Here is a 26,396-nt window from a genome sequence, read left to right on the forward strand (position 1 = left end):
TATGACAAGCTTTCATGCAAGTGATCTATTCAATTCTTCCTGCTGTCTTTGCATCTTTCCAATCGCCCGTTTGATCGTCGTTTGCACTGTCGATTTTTTTACGCCGAGAAGATCAGCGATCCGTTCATAAGAAAAACATTCTACCTTGTGCAGCAAAAACATTTCTTTTTCTCTGTCCGTTAACAGGGCTAATGCTGCTTGAATTCTCTCTCTGTCTTCTTCTGATACCTGTCCGTCCGGCTCAAACATCATAGCGCTGGAAAATGATTCGATGATTCTCGGATCCTTAATCATGAGCCGCTGGTACGCATCACGCCGGTCAATCGCCCGTCTGATGCCGGGCTGTCTTCCTTTTTCAAGCCATTCTGTTACATATTCAAGATCAGTAATTATATTTCTGATAATTTTTTTATCCTTCAGCTCTTCAGCTGAGAGCACGGATTCATCTGCCTCAGCGAGCGGTTTATATTGTGTTCTTGTTTGTTTGAGCGTGCGTTTATATTCAAATAGTAAGTCTTGCATTCTATGATCCTCCTCATTATTGGCAATAAAAAACGGACACCAATCAACGCACAAATGCTGTGCAGTTGATCAGTGTCCGCAGGCTTTCCGTCTTGGACGTATTCTGTTTTCGCTTTAATTTAATTTGTAGCCGATTTCAAATTCCACACGGGCAAGGTCGCCCTTTCTTGTTTCAACGAGCGTTTTTCCATGCTCCGGCGCTTCTGCAATCCATGCTTCTTGCTTGATCCCGTCCACAATAATGACACGGATTTTTCCGTCTTCCAGCTGGCTCTCCAGCGTGATGGAATCAATATGCAGCAGTTTTTTAGGATGAATCATGTTTCTTTTCCTCCCTTTTTCGGTGCAGCGCTTGCTTCGGCTTTTTCTAACAGCTGAATGATGCGCTCCTTTGAATGAACAGAATTCCCCTTCAGAAAATCAAGAGCTGCTTTAGACGCTTCCAGCAATTCAGGCGCAGCGGCCATCAAAGCGGCATTGCTTTTTTGCGAATAAGAGCTGAGGTCAAATACAGCGGCAATCAGCCGGCCGTTTGAATACGGAAATCTTTCTTTTTCTTCTTCACTGTAAGCTGAATAAATATAGATTGGTTTTGTATCCCCGCACGGGACAGCATGCCACGGCGCAGGGCTTTTCTCTGTCTGTTTTGTTTTTTCCAACACTTTCACTTCCCGTCATCCTTATACCATTGTTCAATGTTTTTTTCTGATCGCTTTGCCCGAAACAGCAAAGCGATCAGGGCAGTCAGCTGTTTAATCACGGACATTCAGCCTCGCTTTTCCCGCTGTCAGCATTTGCTCCAGCTTTTGAATGACAGGCGTTAAATCAGTGCCGGACCGGCAGTTCGGACATGGATGAAAAACGACTCCAATCCCTGTATGCTCCACAATGACTTTCTTTGTCTGACAAAGCTTGCACATTATCTGACGCCCTCCAATCTATAGTTCAGCTCGTAGGCTGCCCCTTTGATAATCACTAAATAGTCACTGCACATTTCGTAGATTCTCGTGCCGAGCGCTTCATCGATCCGTACAAGTGCTTCAATTGTCAGCTCGCTCGAAAGCAAAATCGGTTTATGATTTAAGTAGCGGTAGTTGAGTACCGAATACATTTGCTCTAATTGCCAATCTGTAGCGCGGGGTTTGCCGTTAACCGGTTTAAACAGATCATCTATGAACAGCACATCCGCTTGCTTCATCCGGTTCAGCTTTGCTTCTAATAGGTCAAAGTCATTTTTCAGATCGGTAAAGCCCTCCACAAACGGAAAATAAATGACAGGCACATAGCAAGTTCTCATTAATTCATTGGCAGCGGCGGTCAAAAGGTGCGTTTTCCCTGAACCGGGCTGTCCTAGAAGGGCAATGCTGTTTTTCCGGCAATCCCTGATTTGTCCATAATCCGCCACATACTCTTTAGTACATTCAAACGCGTCTTTTATGGCCTGCGGTTTTCCCTCCGTGCGGAATTCCTTGAAGCCCAGCTGTCTGAAAGCGTGAGTAATCTCACTTGCCCCCAGCAGCCGCTTCACTTTCCGTTCTGCCATGCAGCTGCACATCGTCCAGACTTCCAGGCCATTCTGCATGACGAGATAGCCTCCCTGGTCCTTGCATCGTAGGCAATCATACCGGCCTGCGTCTAATTCGGCCGGTTTGTCCGCCAGTAATGGACGTCTCCCTCTTCTCAGCTCGTCTAAAATCTGTTCGATTGTTCGTTTTGTCATGTTTTTTCATCCTCTCATGCTGAATTGCAACATTCTTTTTGGCTTGCTGCGCGTTAAATCGGTCTTCAATGAATTTCGAGCAGTAGCGAAAGGCCTTGATTGTTTCTGAAGCGGAAGTCCGCCGGTTTTCAAAAGCTTGAAAGCATTCCTCAAGCCATTTGATTGTTTGCGTGACAGGAACGCCGATAGCAACAATGCGGGCGATGGCTTGATAATCTCTTGAGGAAGGATATACGGTGCGTCCTTCTTGAGCCGACCGTAATTCTGTAAACCGCTTCGCAATGTGATCCACTGCCTCATCAGCAGCAGTATATTTGTTTGTTTTATCTTTATCTGTGAGGTCGCTTGTGTCCGGTGTCTGCGGCGAAAATGACCGTTCTTTTATACTCCGGTGCACCATTTTGTCCGATCTGAAGGTGAATTTTTTGGAATGCTTGACCGAAATCACCAGTCCGTATGGCGCACGGACTGCCTTTATGTACTCATGGGTTTCGAGAAGCTCCAGCCACCTTCTGACGGTTTTTTCACTTACACCGAAGACTGCCGCCATTTCTCTCGCTTTTAATGGCTTATGGCCGAGTACGATGCCCCAGCTTACGCCGTCTTTTTCGATTTCTTTTGTTGTTGAGCTGATAAACCAGAGAAACAGCCATAGTGCCGGTCCGATTTTGTCATAATGTTCTGAATTCAATAGTCCTGAATACATCGGAAAAGGATAGCTTTTATCGTTTTTCATTGTACGCCGTTTCTCCTTTTAACATCATGTATGCTTGAAACTGCTCTTGCGTTTCAAAGTGGAACACCGGAAGGCCGCATGCCGTAAACGAAATGGTGCCGCCGGATTGTCCGAGATGGCGCTGATCTATGGGATTTTCACTAAAAACAATTTGGATTGGATACATGTGATCACTCTCCTGATCTGTTTTCTATACATTTCGTATCAACTGTTACCAAGTATAAACGATACAATCGGTATCATCAAGTTATTTTTGATACTTTTTTTATCATAACTTTATTTTGATACATATTGTATCTATAATCATAAGTAACTTAGGGAGTTTAAAAAAGAGAGGTCATAGTATGATAGGCGGCAGATTGAAAAGTCTCAGAGGGAAAAGGACACAGGAAGAAATCGCATCACACATCGGTGTGTCACGGGCACGATATTCCCACTATGAAAACGGGCGAAGCGAACCTGATTACGACACACTCCAAAAACTGGCTGATTACTTTCAAGTAACGACTGATTACTTATTAACGGGTAAAGACAAAAAATCCGACGACGATATGTTCTCAGATCCGGACCTGCAGCTTGCGTACCGTGATATGCAGGATTTTTCCCCAGAAAGCAAACAGCAGGCCATCGAATTTATCAACTATTTAAAAGAAAAAGAGAAAAACCGCAAGCCGAAAAATTAATAAATCGTTCTCTGTTCTCTAAAACATATTAAAAATAGACCGATATAAAGAAAAAATGTTTATTTTTTAAAGAAAAGGGAAAGATTTCTACACCACTTTCCAGTCCTATACGGGCTTTTCTTTCTCGCTAAAAACAGAACACACGTTCGAAAGGGAGTATTCAATTGGGCGATTACTTATCACATCTGGAGGAATACGTTAAAAATTTGTACAGCAGACTGGGTATCACATCCCCTCATCACATTGACATGCTGAAAATCGCAAAGGACCTGGATATTTGGGTGCATTTTGAGGATATGGGGAGCATGATGGTGAAATACGACGGCATGTACAGTATCGTATTGAACCAAAAAAAGTCACGGGAAGAGCAATGGGAGGATTTTGGCCATGAGCTGTGCCACGTGCTAAAGCATGCAGGCAATCACTTTCAGATGAACAAGCTCTTCAGAGAACTACAGGAATTTCAGGCGAATCAATTTATGTACCACTTCTGTGTGCCAACCTTTATGCTGTTGCAGATGGAACTGCCGCAATGGAGAAGCCAGGCACTCGCCACAATTGCGGCGGTATTCCGGGTAACAAAGGAATTTGCTGAAAAAAGGCTTGACATGTTTGAACGGCGTAAAGCAGGTATTCAATTTCAGAAGCGGCTCGCTTATTTATTAGCTCACAAGCGGCCAAATGCGTACGAGGAAAGCGATCAGCAGCACTTGCAAGTCGCAGAGGAAAAAGCGTTCTATCATGTCGGCAAAAACATCTGATCCAAAAGGGCTGGGGACATTTATCCTCAGCCCGGCAGAGATATTAATATTTTGACATCGGTGGAATGGTATTCTGCAGCCACATTGGCGCCGGTTTAAGATGAGGCGCAGATGCGAACGCAATCGGAGCCGGGATATACCTGAATTCACCCCGGCCGTCAAAGGCTTCCCCATGTGCCCATCTTCCTTGTGAGCTTTCATCCCCCCTGGAGAAGTTAAACAGATCATAGGAGACTTCCTGCTTTTCGAGCTCACGCGGAAACGTCGTCGGGACGACAATATCCCGTTCTCTTTCCTCCAGCTCTTTAATGGCCGCATACCACATATTTTGATGATAAGTATCCCTTGCAATCAAAAATGACAGCATATCTCTAACCCCTGGATCATCGGTCATGGCATAAAGCCGTGTCACCTGAAGGCGGCCTTGGGATTCCGCATTTAAGTTGGCGCGAAAATCTGCGAGCAAATTTCCGCTTGAAATAATATATTTGGCATTCCATGGATATCCTTCGCTGTCAGCCGCCATCGCGCCTAAGCCTGCGACAATCGCATGCTGCGGGTTCATTCCGGACAACACCGCTGCCACAGCAGGATCACTTTTATAAGCATTTTCCTGCACATCAGCCGGTGCATTGTCCAAAAGCCTGGAGATCATCGTCGCAAGCATTTCCACATGCCCGATCTCTTCTGTACCGACATCATAAAGCAAATCTTTATATTTCGCATCTGCACGGCAGTTAAAACCCTGAAACAAATATTGCATCATAACACTGATCTCACCGTATTGGCCGCCCAGCACCTCTTGGAGCTTTTTCGCATAAACCGGATCGGGATGAGCTGGCTTTGCTTGATATTGAAGCTCTTTTATATGATAAAACATGAATCATTCCTCCCTACACTTTCGCACAACCCCAGCGTATGAAGGAATGGGCCGACCGTGCAGGTCCCGTCTGGTTTTATTTATAAAAGCCAAGTTTGACGGCTTCCACATATCGATCAAACAAATCGTTTTGTATGTAGCTTTTATCACGGCACCCAAAATTGCAGAACAGCGCGTTTCTTTGTGCAGTGCTCACTTCCAATTGGAGCCCCATTTCTCTTTTCGTCCGATTGACAATATTGTTTGGATGTACACCTGCCAGCCGATCTTTCTCACTAGTGAGTTCGGCGCTGAAACCCGCTTCATTCAGACGCTCACAAATGAGCTTGGCTTTTTTGCGATCCGTCCCGCCAACCAATGTTTTTGGGATGTTTGGATCATAATACCCGTGAAACGCTAATGCGTAATCATGGGCATTCACTTTTTCTAAAGCCAGCGGCTCATCAAAACGAATGCTAGTGAGATGCAAAGAACGATTGTTTCGCTGTTTTACACCTTCAAACAAGTAAATGGAACATCGATCGGAAAATGCCCGCACCAGTTCACTGACACCAGGCTCAATTCTGCCGCCGTGGGGACCGAGGACGATAAGTTCACTTCCGTTTTTTTCCTCATAAATAATCCGGTACTCCGATTCAGAAGCAGAAAGGGCCGCAAAGCTGTCATACCGATCTTTCATTTTGAACGCCCTCCTTTTCCAGTCAGCATCAGTTTACTCTACTCTTCTATGAATGAAAACCTTTTTATAGTATGATTTGATAGAATACGGACAGGAGGTATATGATGGGATTTATTGATGGTTTACTAGGCAATGCGTCAACACTGTCAACGGCTGCTGTGAAAGAAGAGCTTGCTCATATTTTACTTGAGGGTGAGAAGGTTGAAGCCGCGTTTAAGCTGGTTCGCGATTTGATTGTCTTTACTGACAAGCGGCTTATTCTTGTAGATAAGCAGGGAATCACAGGCAAGAAAACGGAGTTTCAATCAATTCCGTACAAAAGCATTTCCAGATTCAGCGTGGAAACTGCCGGCCGCTTTGATCTTGATTCAGAGCTGAAAATTTGGATCTCTGGCGCGGAACTTCCCGCCGTCTCAAAGCAGTTTAAAAAAGATGAAAGCATTTATGATATTCAAAAGGTGCTTGCCGCAGTTTGTATGTAAGATGAGTGACGGAAGCTGTGAAGCTTCCGTCATTTCATTACAGCTTTTCCTCCAGCTTCGCTTTCGTCTTCGGACCGTAAATCCCATCAGCCGTTAAACCGCTGACAGACTGAAAACGTTTGACTGCATTAGCTGTTTTCGGGCCATAGACGCCGTCAACGCCGTGATTTTTCGCTCCTTTATCAGGATAAAAATAAAGGGCGGCTAAAGCGTTCTGCACCTGCTTCACTTTTGTCCCTTTCGTCAGGGGGCTTGTCACTTTCATCACTCCGGATGGGAGCAGATATGAGGATGCGGCATGGCTTTTAGAAGCAGATGCCGTCTGAGGCAGTTTGATCACTTGTCCGACTTTAATGTAATTCGGGTCAGTGATATGATTGATGCTTTGCAGCGTTTTTACACTGACTCCGTGGGATGCGGCAATCCCTGACAGTGTATCACCTTTTTTCACATGATATTCAGACGCCGAAGAAGTGACTGCTGCCTTTTTCGCTGATACGCTCCCGTTTAATTCCTTTTCAATTGCCGCCTTCACTTGGTCCCAGCGCCCCTCTGATAAAATGCGGTGCGGGCAGTACTTTCCGTTCCAGTCTTGATGCTTTCTCACCCGATCGATTCCCCAGCCGCGCTCCTTCAAAAGCTGTGCGACAAATGAAATCGCTAAGGCTTCAGCTGCCTCATACTTTGGACCTCCCGATTTGCTGTAGCAAATCTCAACGCCAATTGATTTGCGGTTCCCCGGACCGTTTGTGCCGTCACCTGTGTGCCAGGCGTTTCGGTCAAGCGGCAGACCTTGAATGACCTCTTTATCATCGACCGCAAAGTGAAAGCTTGTCGAGCTTGTGTTCCCGATCATATAGCTGATTTCATTGGCTGCTGACGCATCGTTTGCCGTGTTGTGGATGGTAATGTATTCAGCGGACATTGCATTCGGACACTTCAATGCGTATTTCGCCTCAGAAACCAAATTTTTCTTTACTGGAATGCTCACCTATCATCTCTCCTTTTCTTTTTTCATAAATAGGTGGCATTCGTAGGACGAAAAGCTCATATCATCTATCACTGCTATATGGTTAAATGTGTTAAACTGAATTTCAATGGGAGGGCTGAATATGCATACATACTTAATGCTCACAATGAGGACGGAGAAATTTAATCAGGAGCTTGTGGCTGGGCACTATGAATTTCTGGACCGCTTACAGTCAGAAAAGCGCTTAAAAATGTTTGGGCCATTCAGCGACGCCACAGGCGGAGCGTATGTCATCGAAGCAGATTCGCTGGAAGAGGCAGCGGAAATCGGGCATGCAGATCCGCTGGTGGCAAGCGGATCTTCTGAGCTGACGATAAAAGAATGGAAGCTGAAATAAAAAAGACCCCTAAGGGTCTTTTTTTATGCATCATGTTTGATTGCGTGCCGCAATATGAAATGTTTTCCCCTCTGTGTTTGCTGTGTCATCTGCATGAACCATCACCTGAGTAAAACTGAACCCGACCGCAACGAGCAACAAACCTGACATCCATTTAGATTTCATATAAACAATCTCCTCTCTGGATTTGTTTTTGTGCGTGCACCATTTTCTCATAAAATGAAAGTGCTTTTTCGGGCTGTCCGTTTTCTATATAGAATTGGGCAGCATCATGCGCCAGCTCTTCAATATAAGGATACAGCATATGTTCTTCAAGAAATTGAAAGGTATGTGAGACTGATTCTGTGTCAATGTTTTTTCCGTATAACGCATGTAAAAATTGAAAAAGCTCCACAAATAATTCATCATTGTATTGACGGGCGATTTCCAATCCTTCACGATACTTTTGTTTCGCTTCAGCGTCATTTTTTTGTTTATACAGAACTTGTGTTAAAGAGTAGATAGAATGCGGAAGATTATCGAACTTTTCCGACTTGCAAATAGAAACAGATTTCTCAAAGTATTCGGCTGCCTTTTGCAGTTCACCCATTTTCTCATAGCAGTTTCCGAGATTATATAGGGCGGAACTGATCAGGCGGGGATTGCCTTCTTTCTTTGCAAGATCTAAAGCCAGTTCTAAGTGGGGCAATGCTCTTTCTGGATACTGCATATCATCATAATTACCTGCAATAACGAATTCACATTGGATTCTGCGGACGGTGTACGTTTCATACATTTGGTATGTTTCTAATGCCTGAACGGCGTAGCTCATCGAAACATAGGTTTGTTTTAAATTGTAAAAAATCTCAGCCATTTTAAAAGCAAACTCGGCTTTCTCAATATCATCCGAGACGAGGGCAAGATTCTTTTCTGCCCGTTTATAATACATCATGGCACTGACAAACATCTTCTGCTTAAATTCATACATTCCTCGAAAAAAATTAAAGTAATATTCGAGAAGCCCTGTCAGCTTGTACTGATTCCCTTCGATGTCTTCTAATAATTCTGAAAACTCCAGCTGCGACGTGTCCTCTCCAAAAGGCTTAATGTAATCCAGCATGACACGATGCCTGAACTCCATTAAAGAATAATACAGCAGCAAATCTTGGTCTTCTTCCATATCCTCAATTTCTCTTTCTACTTCGAGCTTGACCCGTTCGGCTTCAGCGACGTGGAACTGCCGGATATGAGTATACCATTCATTAATTTTAAGCCCGACATAAGAGGACGGAATCGTCTGCTTCATCCTCAATTAATCCCCCCTTTTGAATTACCCGAGATATGTCATATTTTATCATATTTACAAGAAAAAGAAGAACGCAAAATAACCGCAATTGTCGAATTTCGGCTAACCGCAACAAAAAAGCGCGGGTTTTTCAAAAACCCGCGCTTTCTTTTAGTGAAAACCGACTTTGTTTCTTTCCATCCAGCTTCCCTGCCGGCTTTTTCTTTGCTCTCCTGTCATGTCTTTCACCATGGTTTCAATATGATGATTCCCTTCTTGGTGCCATTGAAGCGCTGAAGATACATATAATTCTCCCAGCTGTGCAAAGGAAAAGCCTTCTGTAAGCTTTGCGGCGTTTTTTATTTCTTCTTCACTCAAAAAGATGTCAAAGCCTCTCATTTTCATATATTCCAGCCTCAGCTCTTCATCCGGAAGCCCGATTTCATAGGCACGGTCAAATCGTCCTGCACGATTCATCAAACCTGGATCGATCTCTTCGGGATAGTTTGTCGTGCCGATGAGAAATAGCCCCTCTTTTGATGTCGCGCCGTCCAACGTATTGAGAAAAAAGGATCGCACATCTTCCGGCATCGAATCTATATCCTCGATGACGAGAACTGCAGGAGCGAGGCGTCTCGCTGCCTGAAAGACTTCTTCTATTGTCTCGCTCGACGTAAATTCAGTAATTTGCCAATAGGCAACAGGTGCATCGATACTGCCTGCGATCGACTTCACTAATGTCGTCTTTCCGTTTCCAGGAGGTCCATATAACAGAATGCCGCGCTTATAAGGGATGTCATACGTTTGATAAAACGATTTATCACTATGAAAAAACTGATCAATTGATCTGTATATCTCTTTTTTCAATAGCGGATTCATGATTACCTGACTCCGCTGAACCTCTCTGACAATGGCTTCCTGCTCTCTTGAAGTCCCTCCATCTCCATCCGTAAAAACGGTCACTTTCCGCTTGCTTTTTTCCCAGAGACGCGGTCTGACTCCCTCCAGAAATGCACGCATCTTTTCATCGTTAACCGCAAACAGACAATCGAAACTCATGATGCTCCCATCTTGAAAATAAGGAATTCTGGCAAAAGCAACTCCCTTTTCAGGATACGCGTATACACTGTTTCTTATAGACTTATGAACGGTATAATCCGGTTCTTTTTCATCTTCATCGTAAGCAAAGGTTTTCTTTTCAAGCTTTTCAAATATATATGCCACATGCTCAGGCTCCAATGAACCGCTGCGGACATCTTCTACAAGAAGCTCCCAGTATTCCGTGTTCGGGTCATCACTGGCATAGAGCTCATAGAATACACCGTATTGATCATAAAGCGTTTCTTCAATCCGTGTGATAAGGTAACCGAAAGTGCCGTAGCCCGCTGCAGCTCTTTCATTCTCTTTTTCTTCGTACTGATAAATGAAAGGTATGGTTGTCATGTTTATACTCCATTTCATATTTTGTGAACGTTATATATACGATTGACATAGCATTTTGTTTCATCCCACAGCATATTACTTGTGAATTCGTAACCGTTGATATAGGATTTCATTGCACCATTTATTTTTACATATGGAGGAGATCATAATGAGCCAATCCAATCAAATTGTCAGCCATTTTTTATCCCATCGAAACGTGACGAATGAGCTTGCTGAAAAAATCAGCAAAGACCATTACAGCTACAAACCGGCAGAAACATCAATGTCAGCGGAAGAATTGGTCAAACACATTCTTACGTCGTTCCACTTGTTCGCAAATGTCATTAAAGAAGGCAATGCTTCACCTTTTCAAAACAAGCAGGAAGAAACAGAAACTGATCTCAATGTTCTGGCAAAAACATATACGGACAAAACGGTCGCTATCCTTGAACAGCTGACTGAAGAACAGCTGGACAGAGAAATTGATCTGACATCCGCTTTCGGCAGAAAAGTCACTGGCCGCGCGCTGCTTCAGCTTGCAATGGAACATGAAATTCACCATAAAGGCAACCTGTTCGTTTATGTGCGGGAAATGGGCCACACAGAACTTCCTTTCTATCAGCAGCGCATGTAGCGTACGAAAAAAGATACCTGTTAAAAGGTATCTTTTTTTGTGCTTCCGCCTCACTTCCCGGCTTCGACCAGACACTCATTATAGGGCAAATGAATAAAGATATGGAGCATACCAAAATTTCAAACAGCTAACGTGCAAAAATTCAAAAAATTTAATTGATTAACGTGACCTAATCATATATAATCTGATAAAAATAGTCGGGTTTTCAGGAGGCCTTTATCATGAGTGTAAGCATCATATTGATGGGTTTGTTTGTCGGAGCCTTAGTCGGATTGACGGGTGTGGGCGGAGCCGCCCTATTGACTCCCCTTTTAATTGTGCTTGGAATTAACCCTTCCATCGCGGTCGGTACGGATCTTGTATATAACTCGATCACAAAGCTGTTTGGCGTTGCCTCCCATTGGCGGCAGAAAACGATTAACTTTCAATTGGTAAAATACTTAGCCATCGGCAGTATTCCGAGTGCCTCGCTAGCCATTGGCATCTTGCATTTGTTCCCCGCCTTTCACCAGCATCAGGAAGAAATTATTAAGCACGCTCTTGGCTATGTGTTAACGCTTGTTGCCATTTCAATCATCGTTCGTTTGTTTTTGGATAGAAAGCTTCGCCCGAACCGCTGGCAGCTGATGCCGCTCGAAAATAAGAGGGTGCTGACAATTCTTATTGGTGTTGTGTTTGGATTTATTGTTGGATTAACATCAATCGGTTCCGGGTCATTATTTGCAATTGCCATGATCTACTTATTCAACATGAAAGCATCACAGATTGTCGGAACCGATATCGCGCATGCTTTTCTTCTCGTTACGGCAGCAGGCATTTTGAACGCAAGCTTCGGAAGCGTGGATTACATGCTGGCAGCTAATCTGCTCATTGGTTCAATTCCCGGCGTGCTAATCGGAAGCCATCTTTCGCCTCGATTCTCCCCGCGTCCACTGCAATTTATTATGGCGTCCATTATTTTAGTCAGCGGTTTAAAATTGATTTAATGAAGAAGGCTATCCGCTTGAAGGATAGCCTTCTATTATTATAGCGTTACACCCGATTTAAAAATGGCGAGCTCTCTGAAATCATTTTTTTCATGGTTCACAAGCTGGCCGCTCGCCACCTCAATCATATAGTGGATAAACTCCCGCAGCACATATTCCTCATGAACATCATCCTCTGCTAAAAGGCCTGCGTTAAAATCAATCCAATGCGGCTTCGCCTCATACAGCTCGGTGTTTGTTGCTACCTTTACCGTCGGGACAAAGGTGCCAAACGGCGTGCCTCTCCCCGTTGTAAAGAGGACAATTTGGCAGCCGGCCGCCGCCAATGCGGAGGAAGCGATTAAATCATTGCCCGGCGCGCTCAAAAGCGTAAGCCCTTTTGTCTTGAGTACTTCCCCGTATTTCAAGACATCCGTGACAGGAGAAATCCCCGCTTTTTGCGTACAGCCCAGCGATTTATCCTCAAGTGTAGAAATGCCGCCCGCTTTGTTGCCCGGTGAAGGATTTTCATACACCGGCTGATCATGTTTGATAAAATATTGTTTAAAGTCGTTGATTAATTGGACTATCTTATGAAACACTTCTTCATTGGCAGCCCGCTGCATCAGGATGGTTTCCGCACCGAACATTTCCGGAACTTCCGTCAGCACCGTGCTCCCTCCCTGTGCAATGAGATAATCTGAAAAACGGCCAAGCAGCGGGTTTGCGGTTATGCCGGAAAAACCATCCGAACCTCCGCACTTCAGTCCGATCTTCAGTTCGGACAGCGGAATGTCTTCTCTCATATCCCCTTTGGCCGCTTCATGTATTTCCTTTAGCAAAGCAATGCCTGCCTCCATTTCGTCGGTCACCGACTGGGATTCGAGGAATTTCACTCGATTCAGATTTACATCCTGGAGTGCTTCCTTCATTTTTGCCAGTTCATTGTTTTCACACCCTAGCCCTAGCACCAAGACGCCGCCGGCATTTGGATGGCGAATGGCGTTCAGCAGGATTTGCTTCGTATTTTCGTGATCATCGCCAAGCTGCGAGCATCCGTATTGATGTTTCAGCACGAGTACGTTATCAAATGGAGCGATATCTCCCGTTTCTCTGACAAAACGCTGCAGCATTTTTTCTGCAATTCCATTGACGCAGCCGACAGTTGGCACAATCCACAATTCATTGCGTACACCCGCATCACCGTTTTCTCTTCTAAAGCCTTTAAATGTCCGGTTCTCATTAGAATACGGATTTTCATCAAATCTCGGTGTATAGCTGTATGATTGGATATCTGACAGGTTTGTTTTCGTATTATGGACATGAATATGCTCTCCGATCGAAATATCTTGTGATGCATGCCCAATTGGAAACCCGTATTTAATGATGCTGTCGTTTTCTTTAATAGACTGCAATGCAATCTTGTGGCCTCTTTTTATATCATCCTTTACTTCAATCGACACGCCGCCCGTATGCAGCCGCTCTCCCTTTTGGATATCACGCAGAGCAAGAAGGACATTATCTTGCTTATGAATCTTTATAAACGACTTCAACGTACCTCTCCCCTTTGTATGCAGTATTGTTCAAGAGCCCGCTGCATGCCCAGCTCATGAATATAATTCAAGTAATCAGCGACTCTCTCAGTCAGCTTCGGTATCTCATTGAGATCTGCCTCCCACAGCCGCTGTTCGCCTAACACTCTTGATGCAATCCGAAGCATGTCTTCATTCTCCTGGCTCCAAACCTCTTTGAACAATTGAAGAACTGCCGGATCATCCTGCAATGTCTCGTATCCCTGATAAAAATACAGAAGAGCGCTGAAAGAAAACACCAAGCGTTCAGGGAGCTGTCTCTTTTGTTCAGCATATTCCTTAAGAGTCGGCAGGTTTCTTGTTTTGAATTTGGAAACGGAGTTCAATGCAATGCTTTCCAGGTAATGCTTCATATACGGGTTTTTAAAACGGTTCAGCACATCGTCAGCATACTGAGAAAGACCTTCCATTTTTAAAACAGGAAGAATTTCGTCATTGATCAGCTCTCTAATAAACCGCCCCACTTCCGGATGCTCGACAGCATCCCTAACAGTTTTTAAGCCGTACAACAATGCCACTGGCGTCATTGCTGTGTGAGCGCCATTTAAAATTCTTACTTTTTTTGTCCGATACGGGGTGAGGTCGCTGACGATTTTTGTATTGAGCCCTGCAGCCACAAAGGGAATTTCTTTTCCAATCCAATCCGGCCCCTCGATAACCCATAAATAATACTGCTCTCCCACAACTATCAGTTCATCTTGATAGCCCAGTTCTGCCGTGATCTCATCAATGCTGTCGACCGGAAAACCCGGGACAATCCGGTCTACTAAACTATTACAAAATGTATTGGCCTCATGAATCCACTGTGTAAATCCTTCCTCCAGCTTCCACAGACGTGCATAATGAAGAACCGTTTCCTTCAGCTTTTCGCCGTTCTTCTCGATCAGCTCACATGGGATTAGGACACACCCTTTTGTCTGATCTCCTTTAAAAGCCTGATAGCGGAAGTAGAGAAATGCAGTTAATTTCCCAGGGAATGTTTTTGGCGGCCTATCCTCTAAACGATCTTTTTCATCACATACGATCCCGGCCTCCGTCGTGTTGGAGATGATAAACCGCAGCTCTTCGCTTGATGCCAATTCTTTGTATGCCTCATAATCAGAAAACAGGTCAATTCCCCGGCTGATTGAGTTGATAATCATATGCTCGTTTACCGCTTCTCCGTCTTTCATTCCTTGTAAAAAGAGCGTATATAGCCCATCTTGCTGATTTAATCGTTTGATTTTTTCTGAGCCTCTTGGCTGGACAACTGCCACGCTCCCATTAAAATCAGTGTGTTGATTCAATTGATCAATCTGCCAATCGACAAATCCCCGAAGAAAGTTTCCTTCTCCGAATTGGAGAATTTTTTCTGGATACTGAGTATAGTGATCGTACACATGTTTATTCAGCTTCTGCACCCTTATTGCCTCCCTCTTCTTTTATGCACACGTTAACATTTTTCTGTGTAAAGAATGCCCGCTGAAAAACGGGGCATTACGTTGTCAATCGTCTGACTGAATCACGCACGATGAATTCTGTGTTTTCCAAGACTTTCTCCGCTTTTGTTTCCGGCTCGCTGATCAGCGACAATAGTTTTTGCGCGCCGAGCACGCTGATTTTCTCCACTGGGCGCTTTACTGTTGAAAGCCTTGGCGTGATGTATTGTGAAAACCCAATATCATCAAACCCGATCACCGAAATATCATCAGGGACGCGCAGGCCCTTTGCGAATATCGCATTCATCGCTCCGATTGCCATGTCATCATTCGAACAAAAGACAGCGGTTGGAAGATTCGGCAGCGCCAGCAGCCGCTCCATCGCTTGAAAGCCGCTTTCCATATCGTACTGTCCTTTGACACTGTATTCATGCTTGATTGGAATATGATGTTGAATCAGTGCGGATAAGTAGCCTTCCTTTCGCTGCTGGGAGGATTTAAAGCCTTCCATCCCCTCGATGATGGCGATGTTTTGATGTCCGTTCTTAATAAAGTATTCTACAGCTTCCTGGGAGCCCTCCTTGTCATTGGATAAAATATTCGTGATGGTGCGGTCATCAATATCACGATTCAGCACAACAAGCGGAATGTTTTTTTCTCGTATATGGTAAATGAAAGAATTATCAATATCACTTTGGCTCATTAAAATGATGCCGTCATACCTCATCGGTGTAACGGAGTCATAGTTTTTCAGATCATCAATGCCGCGCACATAGAGATTGTAATCCTCACTTATGGCTTGATTGACGCCTTTGATTGTGTCTGCAAAGAAGCTGTGTGAAGTTCCGTTTGTGATGCTTGTAAAGAAAAGCCCGATCGTATGTGACTTTTGCATCGCCAAGCTTTTTGCGTTTACATTTGGTGTATAGTTCAGCTTCTCTGCAAGCTCTACTATTTTTTTCTTCGTATGCTCTTTGATGTAAGGGCTATTGTTGAGTGCTCTGGAAACGGTTGTGTGGGATACGTTAGCGAGTTTTGCGATATCTTTTATGGTTACCATCTAATTCCCTTCCTTATCATACCGGCTGCGATTATTTACTGTATATTGTATCATCAAACATACCGCCTCTCCCACTATATTTCCAGATTAATAAGACACCGGATTCTCAGCTTCTGTTCCTGTTGGTTTGCCGATGATCGGACGGACAAAACGAATTACAGCAAGTGACGCGAAGACAGCTAACCCTCCGGCAAGCAAAAACGCTCCAGAAAACGTGCCCGTTTGGTCAACAATAAAGCCGGTTAAAGCCGGGCCGACAATTCCTGCCGTGTTGGCGAGGAAATGCATGAAGCCGCCAACAGAACCGACATTGTTTTGATCAACCACATCTTGAATCACAGCCCAATAGATAGCACCTGTTAAATATAGAAAAAATACTGACAAAGCGACCAGTGTGACAGCGCCCGCAGTCGTTCCCACCAGCCCGGCAAAACCAATCAGGACAGCCGATGAAAACAAACACGTGACAAGCACAACCTTGCGTGAGAACAGCACGCCTTTTTGAGACGTTTTTTTGTACACATAGTCAGAAACAAATCCTCCTGCAGCAAGTCCGATAAAGCCTAAAACCCACGGTATGACCGTGATCACACTCATTGATTCGACACTTAAGCCCCGCTCTTCGACAAGATAGCTCGGAAACCACGTCAAAAAGAAGAAGAGGATGTAGTTGTAAGCGAAAAAAGCGAACGCCGTGAACAGGACCGTTTTTTGCTTCAGGTAAAAGGTGAGCGGAATTTTTTCTCCAGGAGACGTTTCTGATTTGATTGCCTGTGCTTCCTTCACCCTCTCTTGCGGCTTTTCTTTGACAAACTTGAACCAGAGCACTGCCCATATCAAACCAATGATCATAATGAGAACGAAGGATAGCTTCCAGCTGAACGCCACTGCAATCATGCCGACAATCGGACCGGAAATGGCTCCTCCAAGCGGGGTGCCGCTGTTGGTTACACCGATAACGGATGCCCGCTGGGTCGGCGGGAACCAGTTATTCACCATCTTGTTGATGGTCGCAGACAGCGGGCCTTCTCCCATTCCAAAAAGGATACGGATAATCAGCAGGCTGACAAAACCAAAAGCGAGGGCGACTGCTCCGCTAAACAGCGACCAAACGACCATCGCGACAAATAGGGTCAGTTTTGCCCCGTAGCGATCGGATGCCACGCCCCCAAGAAAGTTAAAAATGGCATAACCAACCGAAAAACTGCTGAAAATCAAGCCCATTTGCGTGGCTGACAATGTGAGATCATCCTGAATAAAAGGAGCTGCAATGGAAAGCGCTGAGCGATCCAGGTAATTAATCACCCCTGCCAGGAACAAAAAAAGGATAATGGGAAGCTTATCTTTTGAAAACATCTCAACCTCACCCCTATGTTGGTTCAGTTTCTGTTGCGCCGCTTTCGTTACACACCTGAATAAGCCATAAATCCTCCATCGACAGGAACGGTGATTCCGGTGACAAAACCCGAATAGGATTCATCCGCCAGCCAAAGAAGCGTGCCGAGCAAATCCTCCGGTTTTCCGAAGCGCTTCATCGGTGTTCCCGCGATAATTTTGTGAGATCGGCTGGTGAACGTTCCGTCTTGGTTAATCAGCAGATCATGATTTTGTTTTGTCAGAAAAAAGCCTGGGGCAATCGCATTGACCCGCAGCCCGGTTTCGGCAAAATGAACGGCCATCCACATCGTAAAGTTATTGATAGACGCCTTGGCAGCACTGTATGCCGGAACCTTCGTCATAGGTGAATAAGCACTCATGGAAGAAAGGTTGATAATCGCCGGTGAATCCGCCTTCAGCAGCTCTTTTCCAAACACTTGCGAGGCCAGAAACGCACTGGTGAAGTTAGTGGAGAAAACAGTTGAAAAGCCTCCCTCATCCATATCAAAAAAGGATTGGCCTTCTCCCGCTTCTTCATATGTCTCCACATCGGTTATCGCGTCAGGATGATTGCCGCCAGCCCCGTTAATTAACAGATCAACAGCGCCGAATCGGCCGAGGATGTCTTTCTTTGCCCGCTCCAGTGACTCCCTGTCCAGCACATCCGCTGCAACAGCGCATGCTGTGCCGCCCGCCGCCGTTATCTCCTTTACGACCGCCTGGCCTTTTTCAGCCGTCCGATTCAATATCGCCACCCTCATGCCATGACGGGCTAGCTCCCTGGCCATCGCAGAGCAAAGCACACCGCTGCCGCCAGTGATGACAACTGTTTTACCAGCAAGGTTCTCATGCAGCGGGATCATATGTCCACCTCTTTTTTCACCATTGCTTCATAGGCGTCCCACAGTCCGTTCAAATACATGATGCCAAGGGCACGATCGTATAAGCCATATCCCGGTCGGCATTGCTCACCCCAAAGATGGCGACCATGATCCGGTCTGACATATCCTTCGTAATCCTGCTTATGCAGTTCTTCCATCACGCCTTGAATGTTGATCGAACCATCCTTTGTTACATGCGATGTTTCAATAAAATCGCCATTCTCATAAATTTTCACATTGCGAATATGTGAAAACGGAGCAATGCCGGCATATGTCTTAGCGATCTCCACCATGTCGTTAGCGGGATTGGCTCCCATTGAACCTGTACAAAGGGTGATGCAATTAGACGGTGAATCTGATATCGCCCGCAGTTTCTTATAGCTTGCCTCCCCCGTGATAATGCGCGGCAGTCCAAAAATCGGCCATGGCGGGTCATCCGGATGAATGGCCATTTGAACACCGTGACTTTCTGCAACAGGAAGAATTTCCTGCAAAAAGAATGATAAATTGTCCCATAGCTGTTCTTCATCGATCGTTCTGTAGGCCGAAAAAAGCTCTTTGATCCGAGCCAATTTTTCGGGCTCCCACCCCGGCAGTGTCATGTCAGATGCTTGCTCCACCGTCCGAATCAGCTCTTGGGGCTCAAGGCTTTCCACCTTGGCCTTTTCAAAAAACAGAGCGGTTGATCCATCTTCCAGCGGCCGGAACATGTCCGTGCGTGTCCAATCAAAAACCGGCATAAAATTATAGCAGATCACTTTCACGCCAAATCCGGCAAGGTTACGGATCGTTTGTTTGTAGTTTTCAATATATCGGCCGCGTTCTTCGTTCCCGAGTTTAATCGCTTCGTGAACATTCACGCTCTCTACAACTTCAGCATGAAAACCATAGGATTGAATATATTCGGTCTCGGCTCTGATTTCTTCTTTTTCCCACACGTCGCCGACAGGCTTTTGATGAAGAGCCCAAACGATGCCTTTGACACCGGGAATTTGCTTCACGTGTTCAAGTGTGACTGTATCGTTTCCTCGGCCATACCATCGAAATGTCATATTCATGCTTTCACCTCCGGATTCAGTCGATTAATCAAACACGATGACGGCTTTCCGTACCTGATCTGGATGCTCCTTAATAAACTGAAATGCGTGATGGACATCATCCACTGAAAATGTATGGGTCACAAGCCCGTTATGCGCTAACCGGCCTTTATTCAAAAGCTCTACCACCTTGGGAAACTGATTGGTCTGCAATCTCGACCCGGTTATTGTGACTTCTTTTTTTGTAATCGGCAGCTGAGAAATCTGTGCCGCTCTTTCATCAAATCCAAGCACAACCACACGTCCCGCAGGTGAAACGGCCTCAACGGAAAGCGCAAAAGTCTCCGGCAGGCAAACTGCATCAATGACCACATTTGCTCCCTCATGCCCAGTCCATTCACGGACCCGCTCGGCAACATTTTCTGCTTGGACATTTACAACAGCATCGGCGCCGTTTTCTTTTGCAAACGCCAGCCGCTCGTTGTTCAAGTCAGTCATCATGACAGCAGCACCCGCCAGCTTTGCCATTTTTAACACACAGATCCCAATGGGCCCCGCTCCTTGGATCAGAACGGTATCACCTTTTTCCACCTGGCCTCTCCACACTGCCTGGGCCCCTATCGTATAAGGCTCGGCCATGACCGCTTCCTCCCAAGGCAAGTCCTTTGAAACCGCGTAAAGCTGCCTTTCCGGAAGCACAATATATTCCCGCATGCCCCCGTCTTCATGTACGCCAAACACGGAGAGCTTGGCACAAACATTCGGCCGCCCTTTGCGGCAGGCATAGCAAGTTCCGCAATAAGAAATCGGCTCAATTACCACATGGTCACCGGCTTTTAGGCTCTGTACATTCGCCCCAACTGCCTCCACTTGTCCCGTTACCTCGTGTCCGATGACTCTCGGGAGGGTAGCCAGCGGATTCGTCCCATGATAAATATGCATGTCTGATCCGCAAATCCCGACTCGCTTAACTTTTACGAGCACTTCATCACCCTTTGAAAGAACCGGCTTCTTTATCTCCTCTGTCACCAGATCATACGGTTTTCGCACTTGAACCGCTTTCATTTTTCTCACCTGCTTTTTAAGAATTCATACACACTCCGAGCAATTGATATTCCGTGTTCCTTATTTCTTTCTTCATGCAGCTGCTCGATCTCACCAGGCACAAACACTCTCTCGACTCCAGCAGCTGGAGGAGACTGCTGCAGTTCATGAAGCATGGCATCCATCTGCTCTAAAAACGTATCCCGGTCGGTAAAAAAGGAGGGATTGATCGCGCAAACGTAATGCCCCAGCTTTCTTTTTTGATCAAGGCCGCTGTACATTTTCGCAATATGAGGGCCAAAAGCCGCGCCAGCAAGCAATCCGGAAAACACATCCACCACAATCGATAGTCCATAGCCTTTCGGGCCTCCGAATGTTGAAAGTGAAACAACCTTGTCAGGATCCGTTACTGCTTCTCCGTTTTCATCGACTCCCCATCCTTCAGGAATTTCCTTGTCCTCTTCACGGGCCTGCAGAATCTTCCCGAAAGCCACTTTGGACGTCGCCATATCGAGGATAAGCGGTTTTTTATGCTTAGCCGGAACACCGTAAGCAATCGGATTTGTCCCTAAAAAAGGAGCCCTTCCTCCAAACGGGACAACGATACTGTCCGTATGCGTCATTGCCAATCCGATCAGTTTTTCGTCAGCCGCTTTTTGCACAAAATAGCTTAGCGCCCCGCAATGGCTGCTGTTGACGGCTGTGACCATGCCGACACCATTTTTCTTGGCCATGACAATTGCATGGTCCATTGCCATATCACAAATCACATGGCCGAATCCGTCATCACCATCCAGCACTCCGGTCACAGGCCCCGTTTCTTTAAAAACAGGCTGTGCCTCAGGGTTGATCCCTCCCGCTAAAAGCCTGTTCACATAGTGTTCTGTGCGCAGCACGCCATGCGAATGTACATTGCGCAAATCAGCGTGCACGAGGACATCTACTACTTTTTCAGCATCTCGTTCATTCAAACCGGCACCGGCAAGCTTTTTCCGAACGAGTCCCTTTGCTTCTTCAGCTGCAATTGTTATCGTTTTCAATTAAGTGCCTCCTTCCTTTTCAGTGCTTCCGGGCACCCATTAGTGAAAACCCCTACAAACACATTTTATTTACGGATTATTTCAAATATTCTTTATATTACATCGTCAGCTCTTTTGATGAAGATCCTGAACAATCTGAGCATGCTGCTGGTCTGTGAGTTTATAAAGAAAACCAATAATCATCATCGCCAATGCCAAAGCAATGGCCGGATACAGAAGCAAAAGCGCTTTGATGCCGATCAGTGCCTGTGCTGTCTGAACTGCATTCGGCACGTAGCCGATTATCCCCAAACCGATCCCCGAAAGAAACCCAGACAAAGACTGAGCTAGCTTTCTGGAAAAATTGAAAAGTGAATATGTCGTTGCTTCTTTCCGTTCACCGGATTTCCATTCGCCATAGTCGATAATATCGGAGACAAGAGCCCACGTGATGCCGTTTGGGATACTGATTCCGATAAAGGCGATACTGGCAAGAATGGTAAACACATAAACGTTAGATGGAAGCATAAAGTTGACCAGGTCCGCGGCCACACTGATGGCAAATCCAATCATTGCCGTTCGTTTCTTTCCAAACATCTTGACGAGCTTTGGAAGGAATACGACGCCCAAAAAGGAAGAACCAATAATGATGAAGTTCATATAAGCCATTAATTCAACATTGCCCAGGTTATATTGTGCGAAATAGACGAGCATGGCGGATTTGATGTTGTATGCGGAGATTGAAAAAATCGTCATTAGGACAAGGGTTAACAGCGGTTTATTTGTAATAAATGTTTTGACGACAGATGAGAATGTTAATTTTTCTTTAGGAGCTTCCGATATGACAACGCGCTCTTTGCAATTGCGGTAGCAAATATAAAACCAAAGCACACCGAGTAACGCGAACAAGCCCATGACCACGGGGTAGCCGACCTTCGGATTATCAAATTTGACGAGAAGCGGCATTACGGCCACACTTGTGATAAACAAGGCGCCAAGTGATCCGATTTGGCGGAACGTCGAAATGGAGGTTCGGTCCTCAGAATTTTGAGTCATTGCTGCTCCTAATGAGCCGTAGGGAATATTCACAAACGAATAGCCGATGCCCCAAATCATATAGGATGCATAGGCATAAATCAGTTTTCCGGTCGTTGATACATTTGGAGACAGAAAAATAAGAACAGTAAGCACCGCGAGCACGATGCTGCCGATTAATAAATAAGGCCTGAATTTCCCCCGTTTGCCGATGTTTTTGCGATAATCGATTGATGAGCCGACAATTGGATCTGTTATCGCCGCAAACAGCTTGCTGACTAAAAAAATGCCGCCGGCCATCGCAGCCGGAATTCCCGCTACATCAGTGAAATACTTCAATAAATAAATCTGGCCGAGATCAAACATAAAACCGTTGCCAAAATCACCAAAACCATAGGAGATTTTTTCCTTCAACGAAAGCCTTTTTTCCGTTTCGACCGACACAACCTTATTTGCCAGTTCAGTTCGCATGTTCCACCTCTGTGTCTTAAGAATTTTCGGGCAGTGGTCCGCTCAGTGATGCTGAGCGGACACTTTGTTACACGTTTGCTTTTTCTTCTTGAAATTGAAAGTAGTGTTTCGCATTGTCATAGCAAATTCCCTGAACGATGTTTCCCAGAAGCTCCATATCGCGCGGCACTTCGCCGTTTTCCACCCATTCCCCAATCAAATTGCAGACGATTCGCCTGAAATATTCGTGGCGCGTATACGAAAGAAAGCTTCTGGAATCGGTAAGCATGCCGATAAAACGGCTGAAAAGGCCAACGTTTGATAACGCTTTCATTTGGTCCAGCATTCCATCTTTAGTATCGTTAAACCACCAGGCTGTGCCGAATTGTATTTTTCCCGGGGTAATACCGTCCTGAAAACTGTTGATCATGCTGGCAATGACATAGTTATCATTGGGATTCAGTGAATATAAAATCGTTTTCGGCAGCTGGTTCTTCATCTCAACTGAGTTCAGCAGCTTGTATAAAGGCTTCGCAATTTCTTCATCGTTCATAGAATCATAGCCTGTATCAGGACCGAGCCTTTTCATCATTTTTGTATTCGTGTTTCTTAAAGCGTTGATATGAAACTGCATCGCCCAATCAAGCTCCGCATACAATCCGCAAAGAAACTGAAGCGTATATGTCTTAAATTTCTTCTCATCTTCATAAGAAACCTCTGTTCCTTGTAATCTGTCAGCAAAAATCCGTCCAGCTTCTTCTTTTGTCGTTTCGGCAAATACCATTGAATCTATCGCGTGATCAGACACTCTGCCGCCAGCTGAATGGAAGAATCGCACTCGTTTTTCCAACGCTTTTAAAAACTCATCATAGGTTGTAATGGATATGGCGGCGGCATCTTCAAGTGACTGCACCCAATCCGGAAAGCCTTCACGATTGATCTCAAGTCCTTTATCCGGCCGAAATCCAGGCAGCACGCTGACAGGAAAATCTTTGTCTTTTCTTAATAATAGATGGTATTCAAGAGAATCGACAGGGTCATCCGTTGTGCACACAACCTTTACATTTGATTTCATGATTAAATCCCTTGCACCGAAGCCTTCCCCTTGGAGCAGCTCATTTGTCCGTTTCCATATAGCCGGCCCGGAGTTCTCGTTTAAAATCTCATAAATGCCAAAAAAACGCTGCAATTCTAAGTGGGTCCAGTTATAGAGCGGATTTCCGATCGCCATCGGCACGGTTTTCGCCCAAGCCATAAATTTCTCCTCATCTGGCGCATCTCCGGTGATGTATGTCTCCTCAATTCCATTGGCTCTCATGATGCGCCATTTATAATGGTCACCATACAGCCAGGCTTCCGTGATGTTTTGAAATGTTTTATTTTCATAGATTTCTTTCGGGCTTAAGTGGCAGTGGTAATCAATAATCGGCATGTCTTTCGCATACTTGTGATAGAGGCTGACAGCGGTTTCATTTTTCAATAAAAAGTTTTCGCCCATGAAGGGTTCCATGTCCTCACCGTCTTTCATTCTATTTCAAAATGTTAACGTTAACATTTTGATTTGTTTTTATTTTACCTTTATATTCCTCTGGGATCAATCTCTTTTTTGAAAATGAAATGTTAACGCTGTCATAAACATAAAAAAAGACATTGCCAGAAAGCACTCGGAAAGGAATGCTTTTGGCAATGCCAGATTCATTAAAAGGATTAGTAAGCCAGGCTGAAAAGTCCTTTAATATGTGTCAAATATCGTACATTACTTGCTTCTTTCATCAAGGAAGCAGGAAGACCTTTAAGCGGTGTAGAATTAGCACCAATAATGGCAACCGCGTCTTTGCGTCCAAGGCTTGCAAGTGTACCAGAGTTAACTGGCTTGAATGTTTCAAGTGTTTTGCCTTCTAGGTAAGCGAATAGGTTGTAACCGATCAGCTCACCCATTTGCCATGCGATTTGTGCAGTTGGCGGGTATGGACGGCCGTCTGGTCCGAAGTAAACGGCGCTGTCTCCAGCAACGAATACATCTTCATGAGATGTAGATTGCAGGAAGTCGTTTACAGTCGCGCGTCCGCGGTTCACTTCTAGGCCTGATTCACCGACTAATGGGTTACCTTGTACGCCGCCAGTCCAAACAAATGTGTTGGCAACAACTTTAGATCCGTCTTTCAGATCAATTACGTTTCCTTCTACATTTGTAACAGGGAGACCTGTTAAGAACTCAACGCCGCGTTTTTCAAGGCTTGCAGTTGCACGCTCGATAAGATCATCCGGAAGAACAGGAAGGATCTTAGGACCAGCTTCAACAAGTTTTAATTTGATTTCTTTATGGTCTACGCCGTATTTTTTCGCAAGGTTCGGCATGATGTCAGCAAGCTCACCAACAAGCTCAACGCCTGTTAAGCCGCCTCCGCCGATAAGGATTGTTGCGTCTGCTTCGTTTTTCGTTTTAGAGTACTCGCGCACACGATCTTCAACATGCTGGAAGACTTTGTTCGCATCAGCAGCAGATTTCAACACCATGCTGTTTTCTTCAAGACCTGGGATGCCGAAATAAGCCGTTACAGAACCAAGACCTACAACAAGCGCATCGTAAGATAATGTAGAACCGTCACCAAGCGCAACTTCTTTTTTATCAACAGAGAAAGAGTTTACTTCCGCGATTTTAAGATCAATGTCTTTGCCTTTGAAAAGTTTTTCTAATGGCATAGCAACCGCTTTTTCAGACACGTTGCCTGCAGCAAGGCGGTGTAATTCCGTAATGATTTGGTGAGTTGGGTATTTGTTTACCACTGTCACGCGTGCTTGTTCTTTTGTGTAATGTTTGCGAACTGTTAGAGCAGAAAGAACTCCGCCATAACCAGCGCCTAGAATGACAATATGTTTTGACATCGTATATCCTCCGTCCTTTATATCAATTTGAATCTGAGATTATTTTTGGTTTTCGCGTTCGTTCATGACTTCAAGGTAGCTGTTAGCAAAACGGAACAGCTTTTGAGCTTGAGGATCTTTCAGCATACGCAGCAGGCCGAAAAGACCAATTGTTTCGTTGCTTGCTTCCGCGCGGTCTTTTGCTTCGATCGCAGTCGCAGCTACTTCTTTCGCTGTTTCTTTTACAGGCTCAAGAATTTCAGTGATCGCACCGACTGTGTCGTTTTTTAACACTTCGTCAGTCGCTACAGACTGAGCGAAATCATAAGACTTCGTTAAAATATTGACTAACTCAGTCAGCTTCGGAAGCTGGTCAACTAAAACAGTCAATGATTCTTGAACTTCTGGCTTTAATAGCTGATCAATAAGATCTTGCTGGCTTTGGCTGACAGACGCATTTGTTTGATCGATTGTTTCTGGCATATCCAATTCTCCTTTACTAT

Annotated in this window: 31 protein-coding genes; 6 read left to right on the forward strand and 25 right to left on the reverse strand. The window is 45.1% G+C overall.

Annotation, left to right across the window (positions count from 1 at the left end):
• Positions 1-12: 12 nt before the first annotated feature.
• The 7 genes from NZD81_RS08900 to NZD81_RS08930 form a co-directional block, all read right to left on the reverse strand.
• Positions 13-522 (reverse strand): sigma-70 family RNA polymerase sigma factor, encoded by a 510-nt coding sequence (locus tag NZD81_RS08900; RefSeq protein ID WP_014663641.1) that lies wholly within the window; start codon positions 520-522, stop codon positions 13-15.
• 114 nt (positions 523-636) lie between these two features.
• On the reverse strand, positions 637-843 hold the full coding sequence (xtrA, locus tag NZD81_RS08905) for a phage-like element PBSX protein XtrA (protein ID WP_014663640.1): 207 nt from the start codon (positions 841-843) through the stop codon (positions 637-639).
• Positions 840-1,190 carry a phage portal protein gene (locus NZD81_RS08910; protein WP_069149434.1) on the reverse strand — a complete coding sequence of 117 codons (351 nt, stop codon included), beginning with the start codon at positions 1,188-1,190 and terminating at the stop codon, positions 840-842. The genes xtrA and NZD81_RS08910 overlap by 4 nt, the downstream gene beginning before the upstream one ends.
• An 84-nt stretch (positions 1,191-1,274) precedes the next feature.
• The gene (locus NZD81_RS08915; protein WP_014663637.1) at positions 1,275-1,442 is read right to left on the reverse strand and encodes a hypothetical protein; all 168 of its coding nucleotides are present in this window, start codon (positions 1,440-1,442) and stop codon (positions 1,275-1,277) included.
• A complete protein-coding gene (locus NZD81_RS08920; RefSeq protein ID WP_282374224.1) occupies positions 1,442-2,242 on the reverse strand; it encodes an ATP-binding protein in 801 nt (266 codons plus the stop codon). The genes NZD81_RS08915 and NZD81_RS08920 overlap by 1 nt, the downstream gene beginning before the upstream one ends.
• Positions 2,142-2,978, reverse strand: a complete 837-nt coding sequence (locus tag NZD81_RS08925; protein ID WP_282374223.1) for a phage portal protein — start codon at positions 2,976-2,978, stop codon at positions 2,142-2,144. Before NZD81_RS08925 ends, NZD81_RS08920 begins: the two co-directional genes overlap by 101 nt.
• Positions 2,965-3,144, reverse strand: coding sequence for a hypothetical protein (locus NZD81_RS08930; RefSeq protein ID WP_282374222.1), 180 nt, complete (start codon positions 3,142-3,144; stop codon positions 2,965-2,967). The genes NZD81_RS08925 and NZD81_RS08930 overlap by 14 nt, the downstream gene beginning before the upstream one ends.
• A gap of 178 nt (positions 3,145-3,322) precedes the next feature.
• Here NZD81_RS08930 and xre point away from each other — a divergent pair, with 178 nt between their 5' ends.
• Both xre and NZD81_RS08940 read left to right on the forward strand, forming a co-directional pair.
• Positions 3,323-3,661 (forward strand): HTH-type transcriptional regulator Xre, encoded by a 339-nt coding sequence (gene xre / locus NZD81_RS08935; protein WP_014663633.1) that lies wholly within the window; start codon positions 3,323-3,325, stop codon positions 3,659-3,661.
• Positions 3,662-3,825: 164 nt separating this feature from the next.
• Positions 3,826-4,422, forward strand: a complete 597-nt coding sequence (locus NZD81_RS08940; RefSeq protein WP_041521305.1) for an ImmA/IrrE family metallo-endopeptidase — start codon at positions 3,826-3,828, stop codon at positions 4,420-4,422.
• A gap of 43 nt (positions 4,423-4,465) precedes the next feature.
• On the opposite strand, the gene NZD81_RS08945 is transcribed toward NZD81_RS08940, so the two are convergent.
• Positions 4,466-5,302 (reverse strand): manganese catalase, encoded by an 837-nt coding sequence (locus NZD81_RS08945; RefSeq protein WP_014663631.1) that lies wholly within the window; start codon positions 5,300-5,302, stop codon positions 4,466-4,468.
• A 76-nt stretch (positions 5,303-5,378) separates the two neighbouring features.
• Positions 5,379-5,981 carry a poly-gamma-glutamate hydrolase family protein gene (locus tag NZD81_RS08950; protein WP_040083381.1) on the reverse strand — a complete coding sequence of 201 codons (603 nt, stop codon included), beginning with the start codon at positions 5,979-5,981 and terminating at the stop codon, positions 5,379-5,381.
• Between the two features lie 104 nt (positions 5,982-6,085).
• Between NZD81_RS08950 and NZD81_RS08955 the strand changes: the two genes are divergently transcribed.
• On the forward strand, positions 6,086-6,463 hold the full coding sequence (locus tag NZD81_RS08955) for a PH domain-containing protein (RefSeq protein WP_014479546.1): 378 nt from the start codon (positions 6,086-6,088) through the stop codon (positions 6,461-6,463).
• 37 nt (positions 6,464-6,500) lie between these two features.
• Here the strand turns inward: NZD81_RS08955 and NZD81_RS08960 are convergent, their stop codons facing one another.
• Positions 6,501-7,454 carry an N-acetylmuramoyl-L-alanine amidase gene (locus NZD81_RS08960; protein ID WP_282374221.1) on the reverse strand — a complete coding sequence of 318 codons (954 nt, stop codon included), beginning with the start codon at positions 7,452-7,454 and terminating at the stop codon, positions 6,501-6,503.
• A gap of 121 nt (positions 7,455-7,575) precedes the next feature.
• On the opposite strand from NZD81_RS08960, the gene NZD81_RS08965 reads away from it, so the two are divergent.
• Positions 7,576-7,830, forward strand: coding sequence for a YciI family protein (locus tag NZD81_RS08965; RefSeq protein WP_136654632.1), 255 nt, complete (start codon positions 7,576-7,578; stop codon positions 7,828-7,830).
• A gap of 30 nt (positions 7,831-7,860) precedes the next feature.
• Here the strand turns inward: NZD81_RS08965 and phrA are convergent, their stop codons facing one another.
• The 3 genes from phrA to yjoB all read right to left on the reverse strand — a co-directional run bounded on the left by phrA (position 7,861) and on the right by yjoB (position 10,537).
• Positions 7,861-7,995 (reverse strand): phosphatase RapA inhibitor PhrA, encoded by a 135-nt coding sequence (phrA, locus tag NZD81_RS08970; protein WP_014663627.1) that lies wholly within the window; start codon positions 7,993-7,995, stop codon positions 7,861-7,863.
• Complete coding sequence (gene rapA, locus NZD81_RS08975; RefSeq protein ID WP_134975775.1) at positions 7,985-9,121, reverse strand: response regulator aspartate phosphatase RapA; 1,137 nt, start codon at positions 9,119-9,121, stop codon at positions 7,985-7,987. The genes phrA and rapA overlap by 11 nt, the downstream gene beginning before the upstream one ends.
• 144 nt (positions 9,122-9,265) lie before the next feature.
• Positions 9,266-10,537, reverse strand: a complete 1,272-nt coding sequence (gene yjoB, locus NZD81_RS08980) for an ATPase YjoB (protein WP_147771788.1) — start codon at positions 10,535-10,537, stop codon at positions 9,266-9,268.
• Between the two features lie 148 nt (positions 10,538-10,685).
• Here yjoB and NZD81_RS08985 point away from each other — a divergent pair, with 148 nt between their 5' ends.
• On the forward strand, positions 10,686-11,150 hold the full coding sequence (locus NZD81_RS08985) for a DinB family protein (protein WP_040083385.1): 465 nt from the start codon (positions 10,686-10,688) through the stop codon (positions 11,148-11,150).
• 221 nt (positions 11,151-11,371) lie between these two features.
• Positions 11,372-12,136 (forward strand): sulfite exporter TauE/SafE family protein, encoded by a 765-nt coding sequence (locus NZD81_RS08990; protein ID WP_282374220.1) that lies wholly within the window; start codon positions 11,372-11,374, stop codon positions 12,134-12,136.
• A gap of 38 nt (positions 12,137-12,174) precedes the next feature.
• On the opposite strand, the gene NZD81_RS08995 is transcribed toward NZD81_RS08990, so the two are convergent.
• The 12 genes from NZD81_RS08995 to NZD81_RS09050 all read right to left on the reverse strand — a co-directional run bounded on the left by NZD81_RS08995 (position 12,175) and on the right by NZD81_RS09050 (position 26,376).
• The gene (locus NZD81_RS08995) at positions 12,175-13,668 is read right to left on the reverse strand and encodes a UxaA family hydrolase (RefSeq protein ID WP_282374219.1); all 1,494 of its coding nucleotides are present in this window, start codon (positions 13,666-13,668) and stop codon (positions 12,175-12,177) included.
• Positions 13,665-15,107, reverse strand: coding sequence for a tagaturonate reductase (locus tag NZD81_RS09000; protein ID WP_282374218.1), 1,443 nt, complete (start codon positions 15,105-15,107; stop codon positions 13,665-13,667). The genes NZD81_RS08995 and NZD81_RS09000 overlap by 4 nt, the downstream gene beginning before the upstream one ends.
• A gap of 76 nt (positions 15,108-15,183) precedes the next feature.
• Positions 15,184-16,185, reverse strand: a complete 1,002-nt coding sequence (locus NZD81_RS09005; protein ID WP_282374217.1) for a LacI family DNA-binding transcriptional regulator — start codon at positions 16,183-16,185, stop codon at positions 15,184-15,186.
• Positions 16,186-16,272: 87 nt separating this feature from the next.
• Entirely contained in the window at positions 16,273-17,541 is a 1,269-nt protein-coding gene (locus NZD81_RS09010; protein WP_282374216.1) for an MFS transporter, read from the reverse strand.
• Between the two features lie 47 nt (positions 17,542-17,588).
• On the reverse strand, positions 17,589-18,425 hold the full coding sequence (locus tag NZD81_RS09015) for an SDR family oxidoreductase (RefSeq protein WP_282374215.1): 837 nt from the start codon (positions 18,423-18,425) through the stop codon (positions 17,589-17,591).
• Entirely contained in the window at positions 18,422-19,501 is a 1,080-nt protein-coding gene (gene uxuA / locus NZD81_RS09020) for a mannonate dehydratase (protein WP_069838948.1), read from the reverse strand. Before uxuA ends, NZD81_RS09015 begins: the two co-directional genes overlap by 4 nt.
• A 24-nt stretch (positions 19,502-19,525) precedes the next feature.
• Positions 19,526-20,545 carry a zinc-binding alcohol dehydrogenase family protein gene (locus NZD81_RS09025; protein WP_289860180.1) on the reverse strand — a complete coding sequence of 340 codons (1,020 nt, stop codon included), beginning with the start codon at positions 20,543-20,545 and terminating at the stop codon, positions 19,526-19,528.
• 5 nt (positions 20,546-20,550) lie between these two features.
• Positions 20,551-21,564 carry an ureidoglycolate dehydrogenase gene (gene allD, locus NZD81_RS09030; RefSeq protein WP_147771781.1) on the reverse strand — a complete coding sequence of 338 codons (1,014 nt, stop codon included), beginning with the start codon at positions 21,562-21,564 and terminating at the stop codon, positions 20,551-20,553.
• Positions 21,565-21,669: 105 nt separating this feature from the next.
• On the reverse strand, positions 21,670-23,049 hold the full coding sequence (locus NZD81_RS09035) for an MFS transporter (protein ID WP_243571948.1): 1,380 nt from the start codon (positions 23,047-23,049) through the stop codon (positions 21,670-21,672).
• Positions 23,050-23,116: 67 nt separating this feature from the next.
• Positions 23,117-24,538 (reverse strand): glucuronate isomerase, encoded by a 1,422-nt coding sequence (gene uxaC / locus NZD81_RS09040; protein ID WP_282374214.1) that lies wholly within the window; start codon positions 24,536-24,538, stop codon positions 23,117-23,119.
• A 197-nt stretch (positions 24,539-24,735) separates the two neighbouring features.
• Complete coding sequence (locus tag NZD81_RS09045; RefSeq protein ID WP_014663611.1) at positions 24,736-25,914, reverse strand: NAD(P)/FAD-dependent oxidoreductase; 1,179 nt, start codon at positions 25,912-25,914, stop codon at positions 24,736-24,738.
• 39 nt (positions 25,915-25,953) lie between these two features.
• Positions 25,954-26,376 carry a DUF1641 domain-containing protein gene (locus NZD81_RS09050; RefSeq protein WP_014663610.1) on the reverse strand — a complete coding sequence of 141 codons (423 nt, stop codon included), beginning with the start codon at positions 26,374-26,376 and terminating at the stop codon, positions 25,954-25,956.
• Positions 26,377-26,396: the final 20 nt, after the last annotated feature.

Origin of the sequence: Bacillus sp. B.PNR1, assembly GCF_030386235.1 — a bacterium.
Lineage (GTDB): Bacteria > Bacillota > Bacilli > Bacillales > Bacillaceae > Bacillus > Bacillus stercoris.